The following is a 14,387-nucleotide window of genomic DNA, read 5'->3' on the forward strand; positions in this document are numbered from 1 at the left end:
GTGTTCAACAACCTCACCTACCTCCCGCACATGACCAGAGCCGCCTGGCAGGACAACCCGCTGGCCAATGACGGGGAATGGGTGGCCTCGGACGGACGCCAGTGGCGCACCGAGTGCGACACCGCCACCACCGGCGGCAACGGGTGCCGCTCCTGGGCCCGCGCGGACGTGGTGAAGGCCACCCAGGCCGACGACGGCACGTGGAGCTTCTCCCTGGCGCGGGGGGAGTGGGTGTTCAACAACATCGTCCGCTTCCGAGCCTGAGGAGGTGGCGTCGCAGTTTCGCTCCTGCGCCCCGCGCCGCTATAGTTTCTGCTTGCTGCCGCCCTAGCTCAGTAGGCAGAGCGACGCTCTCGTAAAGCGTAGGTCAGGAGTTCGATTCTCCTGGGCGGCTCCAGACATGGGGAACCCCGGTCCACACGGACCGGGGTTCTCCGCTTTCCGGCGCTCCTCGGCGCCCGCGGCCGAGTGCATCCGGGGCTTCTGACTGCGTAATATGGGACGTCCGTGTCGCAACGGTGGGGCGGGTCCAGACAGCCGGAGCCCGCCTTGTACTCTGGTTGGGTCGGTGCGGACGTCGCGCCGGTGCTCTACACGAGGAGGGGACATGTTCGACTGCGCCATCATCGGGGCCGGTCTCGCTGGGCTGAGCGCAGCCCGGGATCTGGTCCGGCGTGGCCTGGACGTCGTCGTCATCGAGGCCCGTGACCGCGTGGGCGGTCGGGTCGAGAACGGAATCCTTGCCGACGGCCAATACGTCGAGCTGGGCGGGCAGTGGATCGGAAGCGGCCATGACACCATCGCCGAGCTGGTCAGCCACTACGGCCTCGAGACCATCGGCAACCCCTCCACCGGCCACCTCATGGTCCGGCTGCGCGGCAAGGCCAAGGCACTGCCGTCCACCGAGGAATCCTCCGAACTCACACCTTTCGAGGTCGCCGACCTCGGCAGCGGGCTGGTCAGGCTGCGTCGCCTGGGCCAGCGGCTCCGCGACGACGAGGCGTGGGCGAAGGCCAACCACGTCTGGCTCGCCCAGGACCTCACCCGCTGGGTGAAGACCAACCTGCGCACCGTCGGCGCCCAGAAGCGTTTCAAGAAGGTCTACCAGACGGCCTTCGGGCCCCTCGAGGAGGGCACCACCCTCCAGGAGGGGCTGATGGAGGTCAACTCCGGCCCGGACCTGGAGGGCATGCTCGCCTCCAACGGCGGCCTGAACCAGCTCCGCGTCGAGGGCGGCGTCTTCGCCCTCGTGGCGGCCATGGCCGCGGACCTCGAGGATCGCATCCGGCTCGGAAGCCCCGTGGTCAAGGTGGAGCACGGCGCTGACTCGGGCACGCTGGTGCTGGCCGACGGCGAGCGCGTCGAGGCCCGCCACATCATCTCCACCCTGCCACCCAAGCTCGCCGTGAAGCTCGAGCACGAGCCGCCGTTGGCGCCGTGGCGCGCCGAGACCGCGGAGAAGGTGACGAGTGGAAACGTCATCAAGGCCTACCTCGTCTACGACCATCCGTTCTGGCGCGAGGGCGGCCTGTCCGGCCAGTCCAGCGCCGACGACGGCCCCGTTCGCGTCACCTTCGACACCACCACCGGTGAGGACAAGCGCGGCCTGTTGATGGGCTTCTTCGAGGGCGCCGACGCCGACTCGCTGTCCAAGCGGTCCGTCACTCTGCGCAAGCGCGCGTTCGTGGACTCCGTGGTGCGGACCTTCGGCGAGGTCGGCGCCAACCCAGTCGAGTACGTCGAGCGGGACTGGTCCGCCGAGCCCTACACCGGGGGCTGCCACGGGGCGCACTTCGCGCCCGGCGTGTGGACCGCCAACGGGCCCGCCCTGTCCGAGTCCGAGGGGGTCCTGCACTGGGCCGGCGCCGAGTACTCCGGACGCTTCAACGGCTACATGGAGGGCGCGGTTCGTTCCGGCCTCGACGCCGCGGCGGTCGTGGCGCTCCACCTCGCCTGAGCCACGGTTCAGGGGCTGACGAAGGGGAAGTCCTCGAACAGGCGCCCCAGCCGGGTGCGCACGTCGTCGGGGATGGGGGAGAACTCCGCCACCTCTAGCTGCCGCTTCGACGGCCGCCCGCCCCGCTTCCAGAGCCCCACCACCGCACCGTCGACGACGATGCTGCGGCCGAACACCCCGTTGTTGCCCGGCACCAGCCGCTGGTGCTCCTCGGCGCTCATGGCGAACAGCCGGTCCTGGTAACCCAGGATGAACTCGTCGAACCCCGGCAACAGCACGGGCGAGGCGACGGCGTCGCCCAGTTCGGCCACCTCGTCGCGCAATCCGGGGCGCCAGTAGGTGGGTTCGGCCTCGTTGCCCACGTCGAACTCGTCCACCACCAGGTCCAACGCCGCACGGGCATCCCGCAGCGTGAGCTTGGTCCACCAGACGAAGTCGCGGATGGTGGCCGGGCCGTGACTGTTCAGGTAGCGCCGGAGGAACTCCGCGGCGGCGGCGACCCGGTCACCGTTGAAGCGGGCCTCCAGACCGGAGTCCTGCGGCACCCACCCGTCGGCGAGCACCACGTTCTGGTCCTTGCCGTTCCAGGGGCCGTAGAACAGGAACGTCTCCGAGATCATCCGGCCCAGCAGGTGGTAGCCGGGGCCGCCCTTGGTGGGTTGGCCGTCGGCCTCCCAGAGTGCGAACAGGTCTGCCCGTGACAGGCCCTTCGGCGCCTTGGAAAGCGCCTCGAACGCCACCTGGCGCGCCCGGGCCACGCGGGCGTCGTCGAGTCCCAGCTGGTCCTGCCGGCTGCGGGCCGCCTTGAGCGCCGGCTTCGCGCACAGCTGGCCCATCCATGCGGCGTCGGCGGCCGGGAGCAGGAAGACGGTGCCGCGCATCGGGTAGCCACGCACGATCCGGCCGTCGTCCATGGCGTCGGTGACGGCCTCCGCCGAGTTCGACGGCGTCCGCAGCGCCGCCGACGCGATCACCCCCGGCAGATCCTGGCCCTGCATCGCCCCGTGGGCGCTCACCACGGCCAACGGATCGTCGTACGGGCGGGTCACCAGACCCTGCGCGACGAGGCGGGCGCGGCCGAGCAGCTTGTCAGTCATACCGAACACCTAACCAGAGGAGGGGTACACCCCCGGTCGCAACTGCTTCCGGGTCCCAGCGCGACACTGTTGCGCAAGGCGTCGTCGACGGCGCCCAGCGCTGCACACTCGCCTCAGCGGCGTTTGTCCCGATTGCAACAGTGTTGCGATCCGGGTCGAGTACCGCCCTCATAGCAACAGTGTCGCGCTGGGGTCACGAGCGGCGGCCCCGACACCGGGGGCAGTTGGCGAGCTGGCCCTTCCAGCCGTGTTGCCGGAGCACCGTCGCCACCTGCCTGGCGACCTTGCAGGGATTGCCCGCCACCGCTGACCAGCCGAACCGCAGTGTGATCAGTCCAAGCAGACGGTGCTCGTTGTCGCGGTCCATGTCCTGCTGGGCGGCCAACCCCCTGTGGTGGGTCTCGCCGTCGAGCTCCACCAAGAGGTGGAACTCCATGTAGCCGACGTCGGTCCGGCGGCGCGACGATGCTCGCACCTGTCGGGTTCCCACCGGCAGGCCGTGGGCGATCTCCACGTCGTGCAGGTAGCGTCGCTCCAGTGGACTCTCGATCCCAGCTTCTCCTTCGCTGAGGATGTCCAGGATCAGCGCCCGGTGGGGTTGGGTCCGGGAGTTGCGGGTGTGGCCCAGCAGCGACGAGCGGGTCAGCTTGGTCTTCGACAACGCCTTGGTGATCCAACCGACCACCTCGTCGGCGTCGCGCGCCTCCGCGCACAGGTCCAGCACTGTCTGCTCCAAGGTGGTGCGTGGCGGCTCGTGAGTCCTCGGTCGCCTACCGTGACGGAATCGCCAGCGTCCGCCCTCTCGCTGGCGTGCCCGGCCAACCGTCCAGACGTCGATCTGTGCAGGCTCGGGCGCGAACCCCCACAGGCTGGCGGCGGCCTTGCCGCCGATGGCCGCCCCGTCGCCGCCCAGGAGTACCCCGCCCCAAGCGAGAGCCTTGAAATCGGGATCCTTGGACAGGGACCACAGGTTTCGGCCCTTCGAGTGCCAGCGGCCCTCGCGCGCCCACCGACGCATGGCCGCCCGGGTGGCGCCGTTGTCCATGGCTTGTTGGTGACTGAACATCCCGGACTGGGCCGAGATCAGGTCCTGGAGGCCGTCGGGGACTGCAAGTTTGTGCTTCATACCCACACTCTGGGTTTTTGTGAGCACGAAGTTTCTTTGTCCACAGGCACCCTGTCACGTTGGGTGTTGACTGGCATGCCCATTGCGACAGGCTTGGGGTGATCGGCCTGACGCCAGCGCAACAGTGTTGCGCAAGGCGTCGACGACGGCGCCCTTCGCAACAGTGTCGCGCTGGGGTCACTGGTGGGGTCCGGCCGACAGTGGAAACCGGGTCCGGCCCCGACTCAGCGCGTGACTACTGGTGACACTGCGCCAAACGGGGGTCGGGGTCTGCCAGACTGGCCCCGTGACCCAGAACACCGCCGCACGGCGCACACCGGGGGAGATCACCGTGCGGGAACGCCTCACCTTCGCGGCGGGTGACGTCTTCGCAGGTGGCGCCTCCTCACTGATCGCGGTGCTGTACCTGATCTTCCTCACCGACGTCATCAAGCTCGCACCCGGGCTGGCCGGCACGGCGGTGCTGGTGGCCAAGCTGTGGGACGCGGTCAACGACCCGCTGATGGGGGCCATCTCGGACAGGGTCCGTACCCGGATGGGGCGACGGCGCCCGTTCATCCTGGGCGGTGCGGTGCTGCTGATCCCCATCATGGCGCTGTTGTGGCTGCCGTTCCCGGTGCTGGACTCCCAGGTGGGCAAGATGTTCTGGGCGATGCTGTCCTACATCGGCTACAACACGGTGCAGACTGTGATGGCGGTCCCGTACGCGTCTATGTCCACGGAGATCACCACGGACTACGACGAGCGCAACAAGGTCAACACCACCCGGCTGTTGTTCTCGACGGTGGCCTCGGCCTCGGTGACCCTCCTCGGCGCGTGGCTGTTCGGCCAGTACCGCAGCGGACAGATCGGCCTGTGGCCGATGTACCTGTGGATCGTGTTCGGCTTCGGCACTGTGTTCATGCTGGTCATGCTGGGGGTGGCGCTGTTCACCCGGGAGCGGGCACCGATCCCACCGCGCACGGAACGCTTCGAGGTCTCGACGTTCGTGGCGCCGCTGAGGACGGGCTCGTTCCGCAAGCTGCTCGGCATGTACCTGAGCCAGGCGCTGGCCTTCGACATCATCTCCGCCACCGTCCTCTACTACGCCCTCTACGTGGTGGTGGGCTCCAACTCGCAGGTCTTCCTCGGCATCTTCATCGCGGTCAACGTGATCGCCTACCCGATCGTGACCTGGCTGGTGGGCCGGGTCTCCAAGCACCGCATCTACACGCGCCTGATCCCGCTCGCACTCGTGGGCGTGGTGGCCGTCGCGTTCTTCCCCTCCGACTGGCCGGTGCCGCTGGTCTACGGGTTCGCGTTCCTCCTGGCCACGGGCATGGCCGGTGCCCAGCTGATGTGCTGGGTGATGTTCCCCGACGTGCTCGACGACGCCGAACTCGCCACGGGGCAGCGCAACGCCGGCTCCTACTCGGGCCTGATGACCTTCACCCGGGGCATCGCCTCGGCCATCGTGATCCAGGTGCTGGGTCTGGTGCTGCAGTTCAGCGGCTACCTGGCGCCCGTGGGCAACGAGGTGCCGGTCCAGCCGGACACGGCGATCATCGGGATCCGGGTGTTCATGCTCGTGGGGATCGCGGGACTGTTGGCCACGGGCTGGCTCGTGGCGCGCCGCTACCCGCTCACCCGGAAGGTGGCACTGGCGAACCAGGCCGAACTGGCCCGTCGACGTGGAACAGTCGGGGCCAGGGAGGAGGTCTCATGATGACTTCACTGGCGCTGTGGCTGCGCTCGCTGGGCCGCGAGACCACGCCGCCGCAACCCGACGATCCGGGGATGGCCGTGAAGATGTCGCCCTCCGGCATCCGGGACCTGGACAGGCTCGTCGCCGGGGAACCCATCGACGAGCGACCCGTCCACACCATCTGCGAGTTCGTAGACACCCGCTTCGACTGCGCCGACTTCCGCGTCCTCACCCTGCTGCGGATCGCCTACTCGGACAACCGCCACGTCTCCGACGACCTGCGCCGCCGCGTCCGCGCCTCCCTGCTCGGGTTCCGCTACTGGATGGACGAGCAGGGCAACGACTCGATGTGCTTCTGGTCCGAGAACCACCAGGCGATCTTCGCCGCCTGCGAGTACCTGGCCGGCCGGCTGTACCCCGACGAGGAATTCACCAACCCCGGCCCGGGCGGGGTGCGCCTCACCGGCCGTGAACGGGAGGCGCGCGGGCGCCGTCGCCTCGAGACCTGGTTCGACCACCGCTTCCGCTACGGCTTCACGGAGTGGAACTCCAACACCTACTACGAGGAGGACGTGGCCCCGCTGGCGCTGCTGGTGGACCTCTCCGGCGACGACGACATGGTGCGCCGGGCGACGACGATGCTGGACCTGCTGCTGCTGGACATGGCCCTGCACCGCTTCGAGCGCTGGTTCGTCTCGTCCGCCGGCCGCGCCTACGAGGCCCAGAAGAAGGACCCCCGCCGCGCCGACGTGAACGACATCCTGGACCACGCCTTCGGCCGCGACTTCCGCCCCACGCTCGACAAGGCGGGCGGCTTCTTCGTCGTCAGCGGCTACGAGACCCCGGAGGTGCTGCGCCGGATCGCCGACGAACCGGGCGAGGTGCTCATCCGGGAGTCCTTCGGGCTGGATGCCGACGAGGTGGTGGGGGAGGTGGGCGCCGCCGACGACGTGGAGACCACCGGCTTGTTCTTCTGGCTGATGGAGGCCTTCACGACGCCACCGTCGATCGGCATCACCGTGGACATGGTGGAGCGCTGGAAGCTGCACACCAACCGCTTCCTCGAGCCCCTCGGCGCGTTCCGCAAGGTCCCGCGCGCGCTGCTGCCGGGGCTCGTGCGCCTGCTGAACCCCGCCACGCAGGGGGTCGCCATCCAGCGCGCCGACGTCCAGACCTTCCGCACCGAGCACCACCTCCTGACCAGCGCACAGGCCCATCAGCCGGGCGGCTTCGGGGACCAGCAGCACATCTGGCAGGCCATGCTGCCCGGCGGCGTGCCCGTGTTCGCGCTCCACCCCGGCGCGCCGATGTTCGACGAGACGGCCCGCAATTTCTCGCCCGCCTCCTGGGTGGGCAACGGCATCAACCCGCAGGTGGGCCAGGACCGCGGCCTCCTCATCGCCCTCCACGACCTGCGCCACCGCGGCGGTTTTCTCGAACGCGAACGGCTCCGCTTCACCCACCTGTTCTGGCCCACCGAACGCTTCGACGAGCACCGCATGGGCCTCCACAGCGGCGGCGGCAACTGGCTCACCGCCCGCTGCGGCGACGGCTTCATCGGGGTGGTCTCCCTCCGGCCGCTGCAGCTCGGAGCCGAGCCCGAGCCGCAGTCGGTGGTGCAACCCGGCGACGTCACGGGCTGGGTGGTGCTGATGGGATCGGCCCACGAGGGCGGCTTCGACGAGTTCTGCGAACGAATCCGCACCACGCCCGTCACCCACGTCGTCGGTCGCAAACCCCGCCACGGCAGCATCGCCACCACCGTCGACGGCGCCCACTACGAACTGCGCTGGGTCGGTGGTCTGCACCGCGACGGCGAACCCCTGGCCACGCGCTACCCCCGCCTCGACACCCCGTTCGTCACCGCCGAGCGCTTCCCGTCGCGGATCCACGTCAGCCACGCCGGGCACACCCTGGACCTGGACTGGGCCGCCGGCACCCGCGACGTCGGCACCACCGCCGACGCGACACGGGAGGCTGTTCCTTGACCGCCCTCGAGGTGGCCGTCGAGTTGTGCGACGACATCGCCGCCGTCCACCGCGACCGGAAGGTCCTGCCCTGGATGTGGGGGCCCGCCCTGCTCGGGTTCGCGCTGGGGGAACTGGACCACCACCTGGGCGAGGACCGCTACCTGCCGTGCCTGGAGCGCTACGGGGACCACTACCTGGCCCACCCGCCGGCCATCAACTACTCGGACCACGTGGCCCCCGCCCTGGTCACGTGGACGCTGCAGCGCAAGGGGATGGACCGGTTCGCGCCCCTGACCGAGCGGGCCGTGGACTACATCCGCCACGCACCCCGCGCCGTCGACGACGCCGTCAACCACCTGGGCCGCTCGCCGTGGAACTGGATCTACCCGCGCTCGGTGTGGGTGGACTCACTCATGATGTTCTCGGTCTTCCCGGCCATGTACGGGCGGGTGGAGGGTGACCCGCAGCTCCTCGACGTCGCCGCCCGGCAGCCCGCCCAGTACGCCAGGCGGATGTTCGACGAGGAGTCGGGGCTTTGGCACCACGCCTACTGGGTGCGCTTCGGGCCGTTCCCCAACGTGTTCTGGGGCCGCGGCAACGGCTGGGTGGTTGCCGCGCTGCCGATGATCCTGGACCAGCTCCACGACACCCATCCCGAGTGGGACCCGATCCACGAACTCCTCGAACGCACCAGCGCCGCACTGCTGCCGCTGCAGTCCGCCGACGGCACCTGGCAGACCGTCCTGAAGGACCGGCGACGGTGGTTCAAGTCCCGCAGCGGCTACCGCGAGCTGTCCGCGACGGCGCTGGTGGCGGCCGGCTGGTTCCACGGGGTGCGGCGCGGCTACCTGGGGGAGGAGTACCTCGAGCCGGCGCAGCGCGCCCTCGACGCCGTGACGTGCGCGGTGCGACGCCGCGGCGGCCGGGTGGAGCTGCCCGAGATCTCCGGCCCCACCATCCCGCTGCCGTTCGCTCCCCGGCTGGGCTACCTGCTCACCCCCAAGGGCTCCAACCACCCCTACGGCGTGGCCGCGTTCGTGCTGGCCGCCATCAACCAGGACCTGCTGCAGCGCGCGCCCTGAGGGCCGGCGCCGCTCAGGACGGGTCGGGCAGCGCCAGGTAGACCGTCTCCAGGTACTCGGCGATGCCCTCGTGCGAGCCCTCGCGCCCGATGCCGGACAGCTTCACCCCGCCGAAGGGGGCGGCGGCGTTGGACAGCACACCGGTGTTGATGCCGATCATGCCGGTCTCCAGCAGCGCGCCGAGCCGCTGGATCCGGTCGACGTCGCGGGTGAACGCGTAGCCGGCGAGCCCCATCCGGGTGGCGTTGGCGATCCGCAGCGCCTCGGCCTCGTCGCGGAAGGTGGTGACCGGCGCGACGGGGCCGAAGATCTCCTCGCCGAGGATGTCGGCGTCCTGGGCCACCCCGGCCAGCACCGTGGGCGGGTAGTGGTAGCCGGGCCCGTCGGGGACCTCGCCGCCGGTGAGCAGCCGGGCGCCGTCGGTGACGGCGTTGGTGACGATGGAGTGCACCTGCTCGCGGGCCTCCTCGGAGATCAGGGGGCCGACGTCGGTGCTCTCGGCCAGGCCGTCGCCCACCTCGAGGCCCGCGAATTCGGCGGCGAGTCTGCGGCCGAACTCCTCGGCCAGCGACTCGTGCACGATGAACCGGTTGGCGGCGGTGCAGGCCTCACCGATGTTGCGCAGCTTGGCGGCCTTCGCGCCGGCGACGGCGGCGTCCAGGTCCGCGTCCTCGAACACCAGGAACGGGGCGTTGCCACCGAGCTCCATGGAGGTGCGCAGCACCCCGTCGGCCGCCTGCTTCAGGAGGGCCTGTCCCACGCCGGTGGAGCCGGTGAAGGACAGCTTGCGCAACCGGGGGTCGGCGATGATGGCGTCGGTGACGTCGTGCTCGGCGGAGGTGATGACGTTGACCACGCCGTCGGGGAAGCCGACGTCGGCCAGCACCCGCGCGAACAGCAGCGTCGTCAGCGGCGTCACGGAACTGGGGCGCAGCACGACGGTGCAGCCGGCCGCCAGCGCGGGCGCCACCTTGCGGGTGGCCATGGCCAGCGGGAAGTTCCACGGCGTCAGCAGCAGGCTCGGGCCCACGGGCCGCTTCACGACGAGCCCGCGCAGGGTGCCCTCGGGGAGGGTGCCGTAGCGGCCCTCGATCCGCACCGCCTCCTCGGAGAACCAGCGCAGGAACTCGGCGCCGTAGGTTACCTCGCCGTCGGACTCGACCATCGGCTTGCCCATCTCGAGCGTCATGGTGCGGGCGAAGTCGTCCCGACGGGCGACGACGGCCTCGAAGGCGGCGCGCAGCAGTTCGGCCCGGGTGCGGGGTGGGGTGGCGGCCCAGCCGGCGCTGGCGTCGTCGGCGGCGGTCAGGGCGGCGAGGCCCTGGTCCACGTCGGCGTTGGCCACCGCAGTGAGTTCGCGGCCGGTGGCCGGGTCGGTTACCGGGGTGGCCGGGCGGGCGCCGTCCTGCCATGCGCCGCCGATCCAGAGTCGGGTGGGGAGGTCCGTTGGGAGGCTGCGGTCATCCATGCTGCCACGTTACTCCCGTGGACGGTTCGGGCCCCCACCTGCGACGTTGCAGGTGGGGGCCCGGCCTGGGGAACCGACGGATCAGACAGCGGCGGCCCCGGTCTCGCCGGTGCGGATCCGGACCACCTCGTCGACGGGGGTGGACCAGACCTTGCCGTCACCGACGGATCCGGTGCGGGCGGAGGCGAGGATGACGTCGATCACGCCCTCGGCCTCGTCGTCGCCCACGAGCACCTCGATCTTCGCCTTGGTGAGGAAGTCGATCATGTACTCGGTGCCGCGGTAGACCTCGCGGTGGCCGCGCTGGCGGGCGTAGCCGGCGCACTCGGTGACGGTCATGCCCGCCACCCCGTGCTGGGCCAGGGCCACCTGGACCGCGTTGAGCATTCCTGGTTGGACGATTGCTGTGACGAGCCTCATGCCACACTCTCCTCTTCACGGACGGGGACGACGATGGTCTGCTTGACCGAGTGCGACGAGTAGGCGACGTGACTGAGGTCGTAGCCGGTCTCCGCGTGCTCGGACTGGTCGATGCCTGCGGTCTCGGCGGTCTCGGTGACCCGGATGCCCATGACCAAGTCCAGCACCTTGGCGATGACGAAGGTCACCACGAAGCTGTAGACCAGCACCGCGCCGGCGCCGAGGATCTGGGCCCACATCACGGCGAAGCCGCCGCCGTAGAGAATGCCCGCCGCGGCGGTCGGGGAGGACGGGTCGGCGAGGAAGCCGATGGCCAGGGTTCCGATCAGGCCGCCGCCGAGGTGGACGCCGACGACGTCCAGCGAGTCGTCGTAGCCCAGCTTGTTCTTGAGTCCGATCAGGAAGGCGCAGCCCACGCCGGCCAGCAGGCCGATCGCCAGCGCACCCAGCGGGCTGACCGCGGCGCAGGCGGGGGTGATGCCCACCAGGCCCGCCACGATGCCGGAGGCGGCGCCGAGGCTGGTGGCGTGGCCGTCGCGCAACCGCTCCACGACGAGCCACCCGATCATGGCGGCGGCCGCACCTGCGACGGTGTTGAGCCAGGCCACGCCGGCGGTGCCGTTGGCGGCCAGTGCGGAGCCGCCGTTGAAGCCGAACCAGCCGAACCACAGCAGGCCCGCGCCCAGCATGACGAGCGTCAGGTTGTGGGGCCGCATCGGGGACTTGCCCCAGCCGAGGCGGGGACCGAGGACGATGCACAGGGCCAGGGCGGCCGCGCCGGCGTTGATGTGGATGGCGGTGCCGCCGGCGAAGTCGATGGCGCCGATGGTGTTCGCGATGAACCCGCCGGTGGCCGAGACCGAGTCGTCGAAGGCGAACACCCAGTGGGCGGCGGGGAAGTACACCAGCAGCGCCCAGACGGCGGCGAAGACGATCCAGGCGGAGAACTTCATGCGGTCTGCCACGGCGCCGCTGACCAGGGCGACCGCGATGATCGCGAACGCGCACTGGAAGCCGGCGAAGACCATGGTGGGGATGGTGCCGACGAGGGCGTCGGGGCTCATCAGGGACGCGAGGCCGGCGAAGGTCAGCGGGTTGCCGATGACACCGCCGATCGAGTCGCCGAAGGCCATCGAGAATCCGACGAGGATCCAGAGGACACCGACGACGGCCATCGTGGTGATGGACATCATGAGCATGTTCAGCACGCTCTTGGCCCGCACCATGCCACCGTAGAAGAAGGCAAGGGCGGGCGTCATGAGTAGCACCAGCGCTGCGCTGGCGAGCACCCAGGCTGTGTCGCCTGCGGAGAGTTCCAGAAGGTTCATGCCAATGATCCAACCGACACGACGTTTCGGGAGGATCGTCGTCGCGTAACGAACCGATCAGCGCCTGTTGCTGTTCAGTTGCTCAGCGTTACTGATCGGTTACGGAGTTCTCACAGGCCCCGTCGGGCGGTGTCAGGGGCGGTTAACGCGCTCCAGTCTCACGTGTTCCAGGTTGTCGCGCTCCAGGTCCCGCCAAGAGCCCTCGAAGGTGAACTCGGCGAACGCCGAGGTGGGGAACCAGCACTGCAACTCGTCGGCCCGGCCCGGCGAACTGGCGTAGCTGAGCTGGGCCGAGAGCCCGGGGATGGTGGGGGCGTGGCCCACCACGAGCAGGCCGGTCACGGCGTCGTCGGTCTCGGAGATGCGCTGCAGCATGGTCTCGGTGCCGTCGGAGTAGAGCACCTGCTGGTACTCGACGGGGATGTCCAGCCCCAGCGCGGCGAACGTCTGCCGGGTGCGGGTGGCGGTGGAGACCAGGGCGTGCTGCAGGCCGAGCCCGGCGAGCACCTTGCCCACGTCCTGCGCCGCCTGCACCCCGCGGGGCAGCAGCTCGCGGGCGTGGTCGCCGCCCGGGTTGTTGCCCTCGGTCTTGGCGTGGCGCATCAGCACGAGTCGTCGCATGGGCCAAGTCTAGGACCGGGGGGGCGGCGGATCAGGGTTTGGTGGCCACCATCAGGTCGCGGCGGATGGAGGAGTCGACGCGGTGCGCGAACCGCTCCCAGGCGCCACCCTCGCTGACCTCGAGGCCGGCGCGGACCAGCACCTCGGCCAGGTCCTCGCGCGGCATGCCGAGGGTGTTCCAGGAGATGCCCAGCGCCCCGCCGTGGACCAGTTGCCCGGCCCAGACCGGGACGGCCTCCTTCAGCAGCCCGGCGGGGGTGCGGTCGCGGCGGCCGGAGTGGCCCACGACGTCGGTGTGGGAGCCGTGGACCACACCGTAGGGGGCGTCGACGACGACGGCGTCGAACTTCTTCTTCCCGAACAGGTCCGCCGAGGTGCGGGTGTCGCCGGTGAAGGCGGTCACCTGCCGCTCACCCGCGGTGGTGGTGACGGTGGCGTCGAACCGCTTGCCGATGGACTTGCCGTCGCGGCGCACGGGGGTGGTGCGGGTCTTGTGCTTGATGCGCTTGCGCCGCAGCCACGTGCTGTAGAACGCCGCCATCTGCTCGAAGGCCTTCGCGTCGGCCTCCACACCGTAGGCGTCGTGGCCGGCCAGCAGGGCGGTGGACAGGGTGGTGCCGCGCCCGGCCATCGGGTCCAGCACCTGGCGGGGGCCGTTCGGCTCGCGGGTGACCGCGGCGAGGGTGACGTTGAGCAGCAGGCGGGTGAACTGCTCGTTGGTCTTGCCCTGGTACTTGGGGATGGTGACCAGGTCGTCGTCGAGCGCGTCCACCTCGGGCAGCGCGACGGGCCGCAGCAGGTCCCCGGAACGCTCGAACAGGGCGAAGGCGGTGGACTGGGAGGCGACGGTGGCGAGCGCGGCGTCGTCCAGGCCCGGGGCGCTGAAGGCGAGGTAGCCCACCCCCGCCACCACCTCGTCGGCGCTGGATTCCACGAACGGCGCCGTCAGTTCCAGTTCGGCGACGCTCAGCGCCGCCGCCTCACCGGCGTAGACGCGGTTGGCGGACGGGGAGCGCAGCAGCAGGAAGTCGGGCATTGGACAAGTGTCGCAGACCCGCAGGGGCCGACGCGTCAGGCCAGGTTGACGTGGTGGTGCTCGAAGGGCGTGCCCTTGGCGCGCTCGAAGGAGGCCTGGATCTCGTCCTCGGCGTCCACCTTGCCGGTCCAGGTGGCGCCCTCGACGGACTTGCCCGGCTCGAGGTCCTTGTAGACGGAGAAGAAGTGCTCGATCTCCAGCAGCATGTGCTCCGGCACGGTGTCCAGGTCCTTGACGTTGTGGCGGCGGGTGTCCGCGGTGGCCACGCACAGCACCTTGTCGTCGCCGCCCATCTCGTCGGTCATGCGGAACATGGCGACGGCGTAGCACTCGATCAGGCAGCCGGGGAAGGTGGGCTCGGCACCGATGACCATGGCGTCGAGGGGGTCCCCGTCCAGGCCGAGGGTGCCCTCGATGAACCCGTAGTCGTACGGGTACTGCGTCGACGTGAACAGCGTGCGGTCCAGCCGGATACGACCCGTGTTGTGGTCCATCTCGTACTTGTTCTTGGTTCCCTTGGGGATCTCAACGGTGACATCGAACAGCACCCGTCGCTCCGCAGGCAGAACCTCGATGTTCTCGACGACGTCTTCGCTCA

The 14,387-nt window shown here is 70.0% G+C and carries 13 protein-coding genes and 1 tRNA gene; 6 read left to right on the plus strand and 8 right to left on the minus strand.

Annotated elements, in window-relative coordinates; translation table 11 throughout:
- From ACYU7G_RS07805 to ACYU7G_RS07815, 3 genes are all read left to right on the plus strand, one after another.
- On the plus strand, window positions 1-264 hold the full coding sequence (locus ACYU7G_RS07805; protein WP_461106486.1) for a hypothetical protein: 264 nt from the start codon (window positions 1-3) through the stop codon (window positions 262-264).
- Between the two features lie 57 nt (window positions 265-321).
- Window positions 322-397: transfer RNA gene (locus ACYU7G_RS07810), tRNA-Thr, on the plus strand.
- A gap of 210 nt (window positions 398-607) precedes the next feature.
- A complete protein-coding gene (locus ACYU7G_RS07815; protein ID WP_461106488.1) occupies window positions 608-1,957 on the plus strand; it encodes a flavin monoamine oxidase family protein in 1,350 nt (449 codons plus the stop codon).
- Window positions 1,958-1,965: 8 nt separating this feature from the next.
- Here the strand turns inward: ACYU7G_RS07815 and ACYU7G_RS07820 are convergent, their stop codons facing one another.
- A complete protein-coding gene (locus tag ACYU7G_RS07820) occupies window positions 1,966-3,054 on the minus strand; it encodes a winged helix DNA-binding domain-containing protein (RefSeq protein WP_461106490.1) in 1,089 nt (362 codons plus the stop codon).
- Between the two features lie 193 nt (window positions 3,055-3,247).
- Window positions 3,248-4,180, minus strand: coding sequence for a DUF559 domain-containing protein (locus tag ACYU7G_RS07825; RefSeq protein WP_461106492.1), 933 nt, complete (start codon window positions 4,178-4,180; stop codon window positions 3,248-3,250).
- 286 nt (window positions 4,181-4,466) lie between these two features.
- Here ACYU7G_RS07825 and ACYU7G_RS07830 point away from each other — a divergent pair, with 286 nt between their 5' ends.
- The 3 genes from ACYU7G_RS07830 to ACYU7G_RS07840 are packed head-to-tail and all read left to right on the plus strand — an operon-like array spanning window position 4,467 to window position 8,916.
- Complete coding sequence (locus ACYU7G_RS07830) at window positions 4,467-5,885, plus strand: MFS transporter (protein WP_461106494.1); 1,419 nt, start codon at window positions 4,467-4,469, stop codon at window positions 5,883-5,885.
- On the plus strand, window positions 5,882-7,852 hold the full coding sequence (locus ACYU7G_RS07835) for a hypothetical protein (RefSeq protein WP_461106496.1): 1,971 nt from the start codon (window positions 5,882-5,884) through the stop codon (window positions 7,850-7,852). The genes ACYU7G_RS07830 and ACYU7G_RS07835 overlap by 4 nt, the downstream gene beginning before the upstream one ends.
- The gene (locus ACYU7G_RS07840) at window positions 7,849-8,916 is read left to right on the plus strand and encodes a glycoside hydrolase family 88 protein (protein ID WP_461106498.1); all 1,068 of its coding nucleotides are present in this window, start codon (window positions 7,849-7,851) and stop codon (window positions 8,914-8,916) included. Before ACYU7G_RS07835 ends, ACYU7G_RS07840 begins: the two co-directional genes overlap by 4 nt.
- Before the next feature lie 13 nt (window positions 8,917-8,929).
- On the opposite strand, the gene ACYU7G_RS07845 is transcribed toward ACYU7G_RS07840, so the two are convergent.
- The 6 genes from ACYU7G_RS07845 to ACYU7G_RS07870 all read right to left on the minus strand — a co-directional run bounded on the left by ACYU7G_RS07845 (window position 8,930) and on the right by ACYU7G_RS07870 (window position 14,364).
- Window positions 8,930-10,384, minus strand: coding sequence for an NAD-dependent succinate-semialdehyde dehydrogenase (locus tag ACYU7G_RS07845; protein ID WP_461106500.1), 1,455 nt, complete (start codon window positions 10,382-10,384; stop codon window positions 8,930-8,932).
- Window positions 10,385-10,465: 81 nt separating this feature from the next.
- Window positions 10,466-10,804, minus strand: a complete 339-nt coding sequence (locus ACYU7G_RS07850) for a P-II family nitrogen regulator (RefSeq protein WP_461106502.1) — start codon at window positions 10,802-10,804, stop codon at window positions 10,466-10,468.
- The gene (locus ACYU7G_RS07855) at window positions 10,801-12,132 is read right to left on the minus strand and encodes an ammonium transporter (RefSeq protein ID WP_461106504.1); all 1,332 of its coding nucleotides are present in this window, start codon (window positions 12,130-12,132) and stop codon (window positions 10,801-10,803) included. The genes ACYU7G_RS07850 and ACYU7G_RS07855 overlap by 4 nt, the downstream gene beginning before the upstream one ends.
- Window positions 12,133-12,264: 132 nt before the next feature.
- Window positions 12,265-12,753 (minus strand): SixA phosphatase family protein, encoded by a 489-nt coding sequence (locus tag ACYU7G_RS07860; protein ID WP_461106506.1) that lies wholly within the window; start codon window positions 12,751-12,753, stop codon window positions 12,265-12,267.
- A 31-nt stretch (window positions 12,754-12,784) separates the two neighbouring features.
- Window positions 12,785-13,789: a TRM11 family SAM-dependent methyltransferase gene (locus tag ACYU7G_RS07865; protein ID WP_461106508.1), complete on the minus strand. Its 1,005-nt coding sequence runs from the start codon at window positions 13,787-13,789 to the stop codon at window positions 12,785-12,787.
- A 35-nt stretch (window positions 13,790-13,824) separates the two neighbouring features.
- A complete protein-coding gene (locus ACYU7G_RS07870) occupies window positions 13,825-14,364 on the minus strand; it encodes an inorganic diphosphatase (RefSeq protein WP_461107263.1) in 540 nt (179 codons plus the stop codon).
- Between the last annotated feature and the right edge of the window lie 23 nt (window positions 14,365-14,387).

This window comes from Tessaracoccus terricola, from assembly GCF_054776555.1.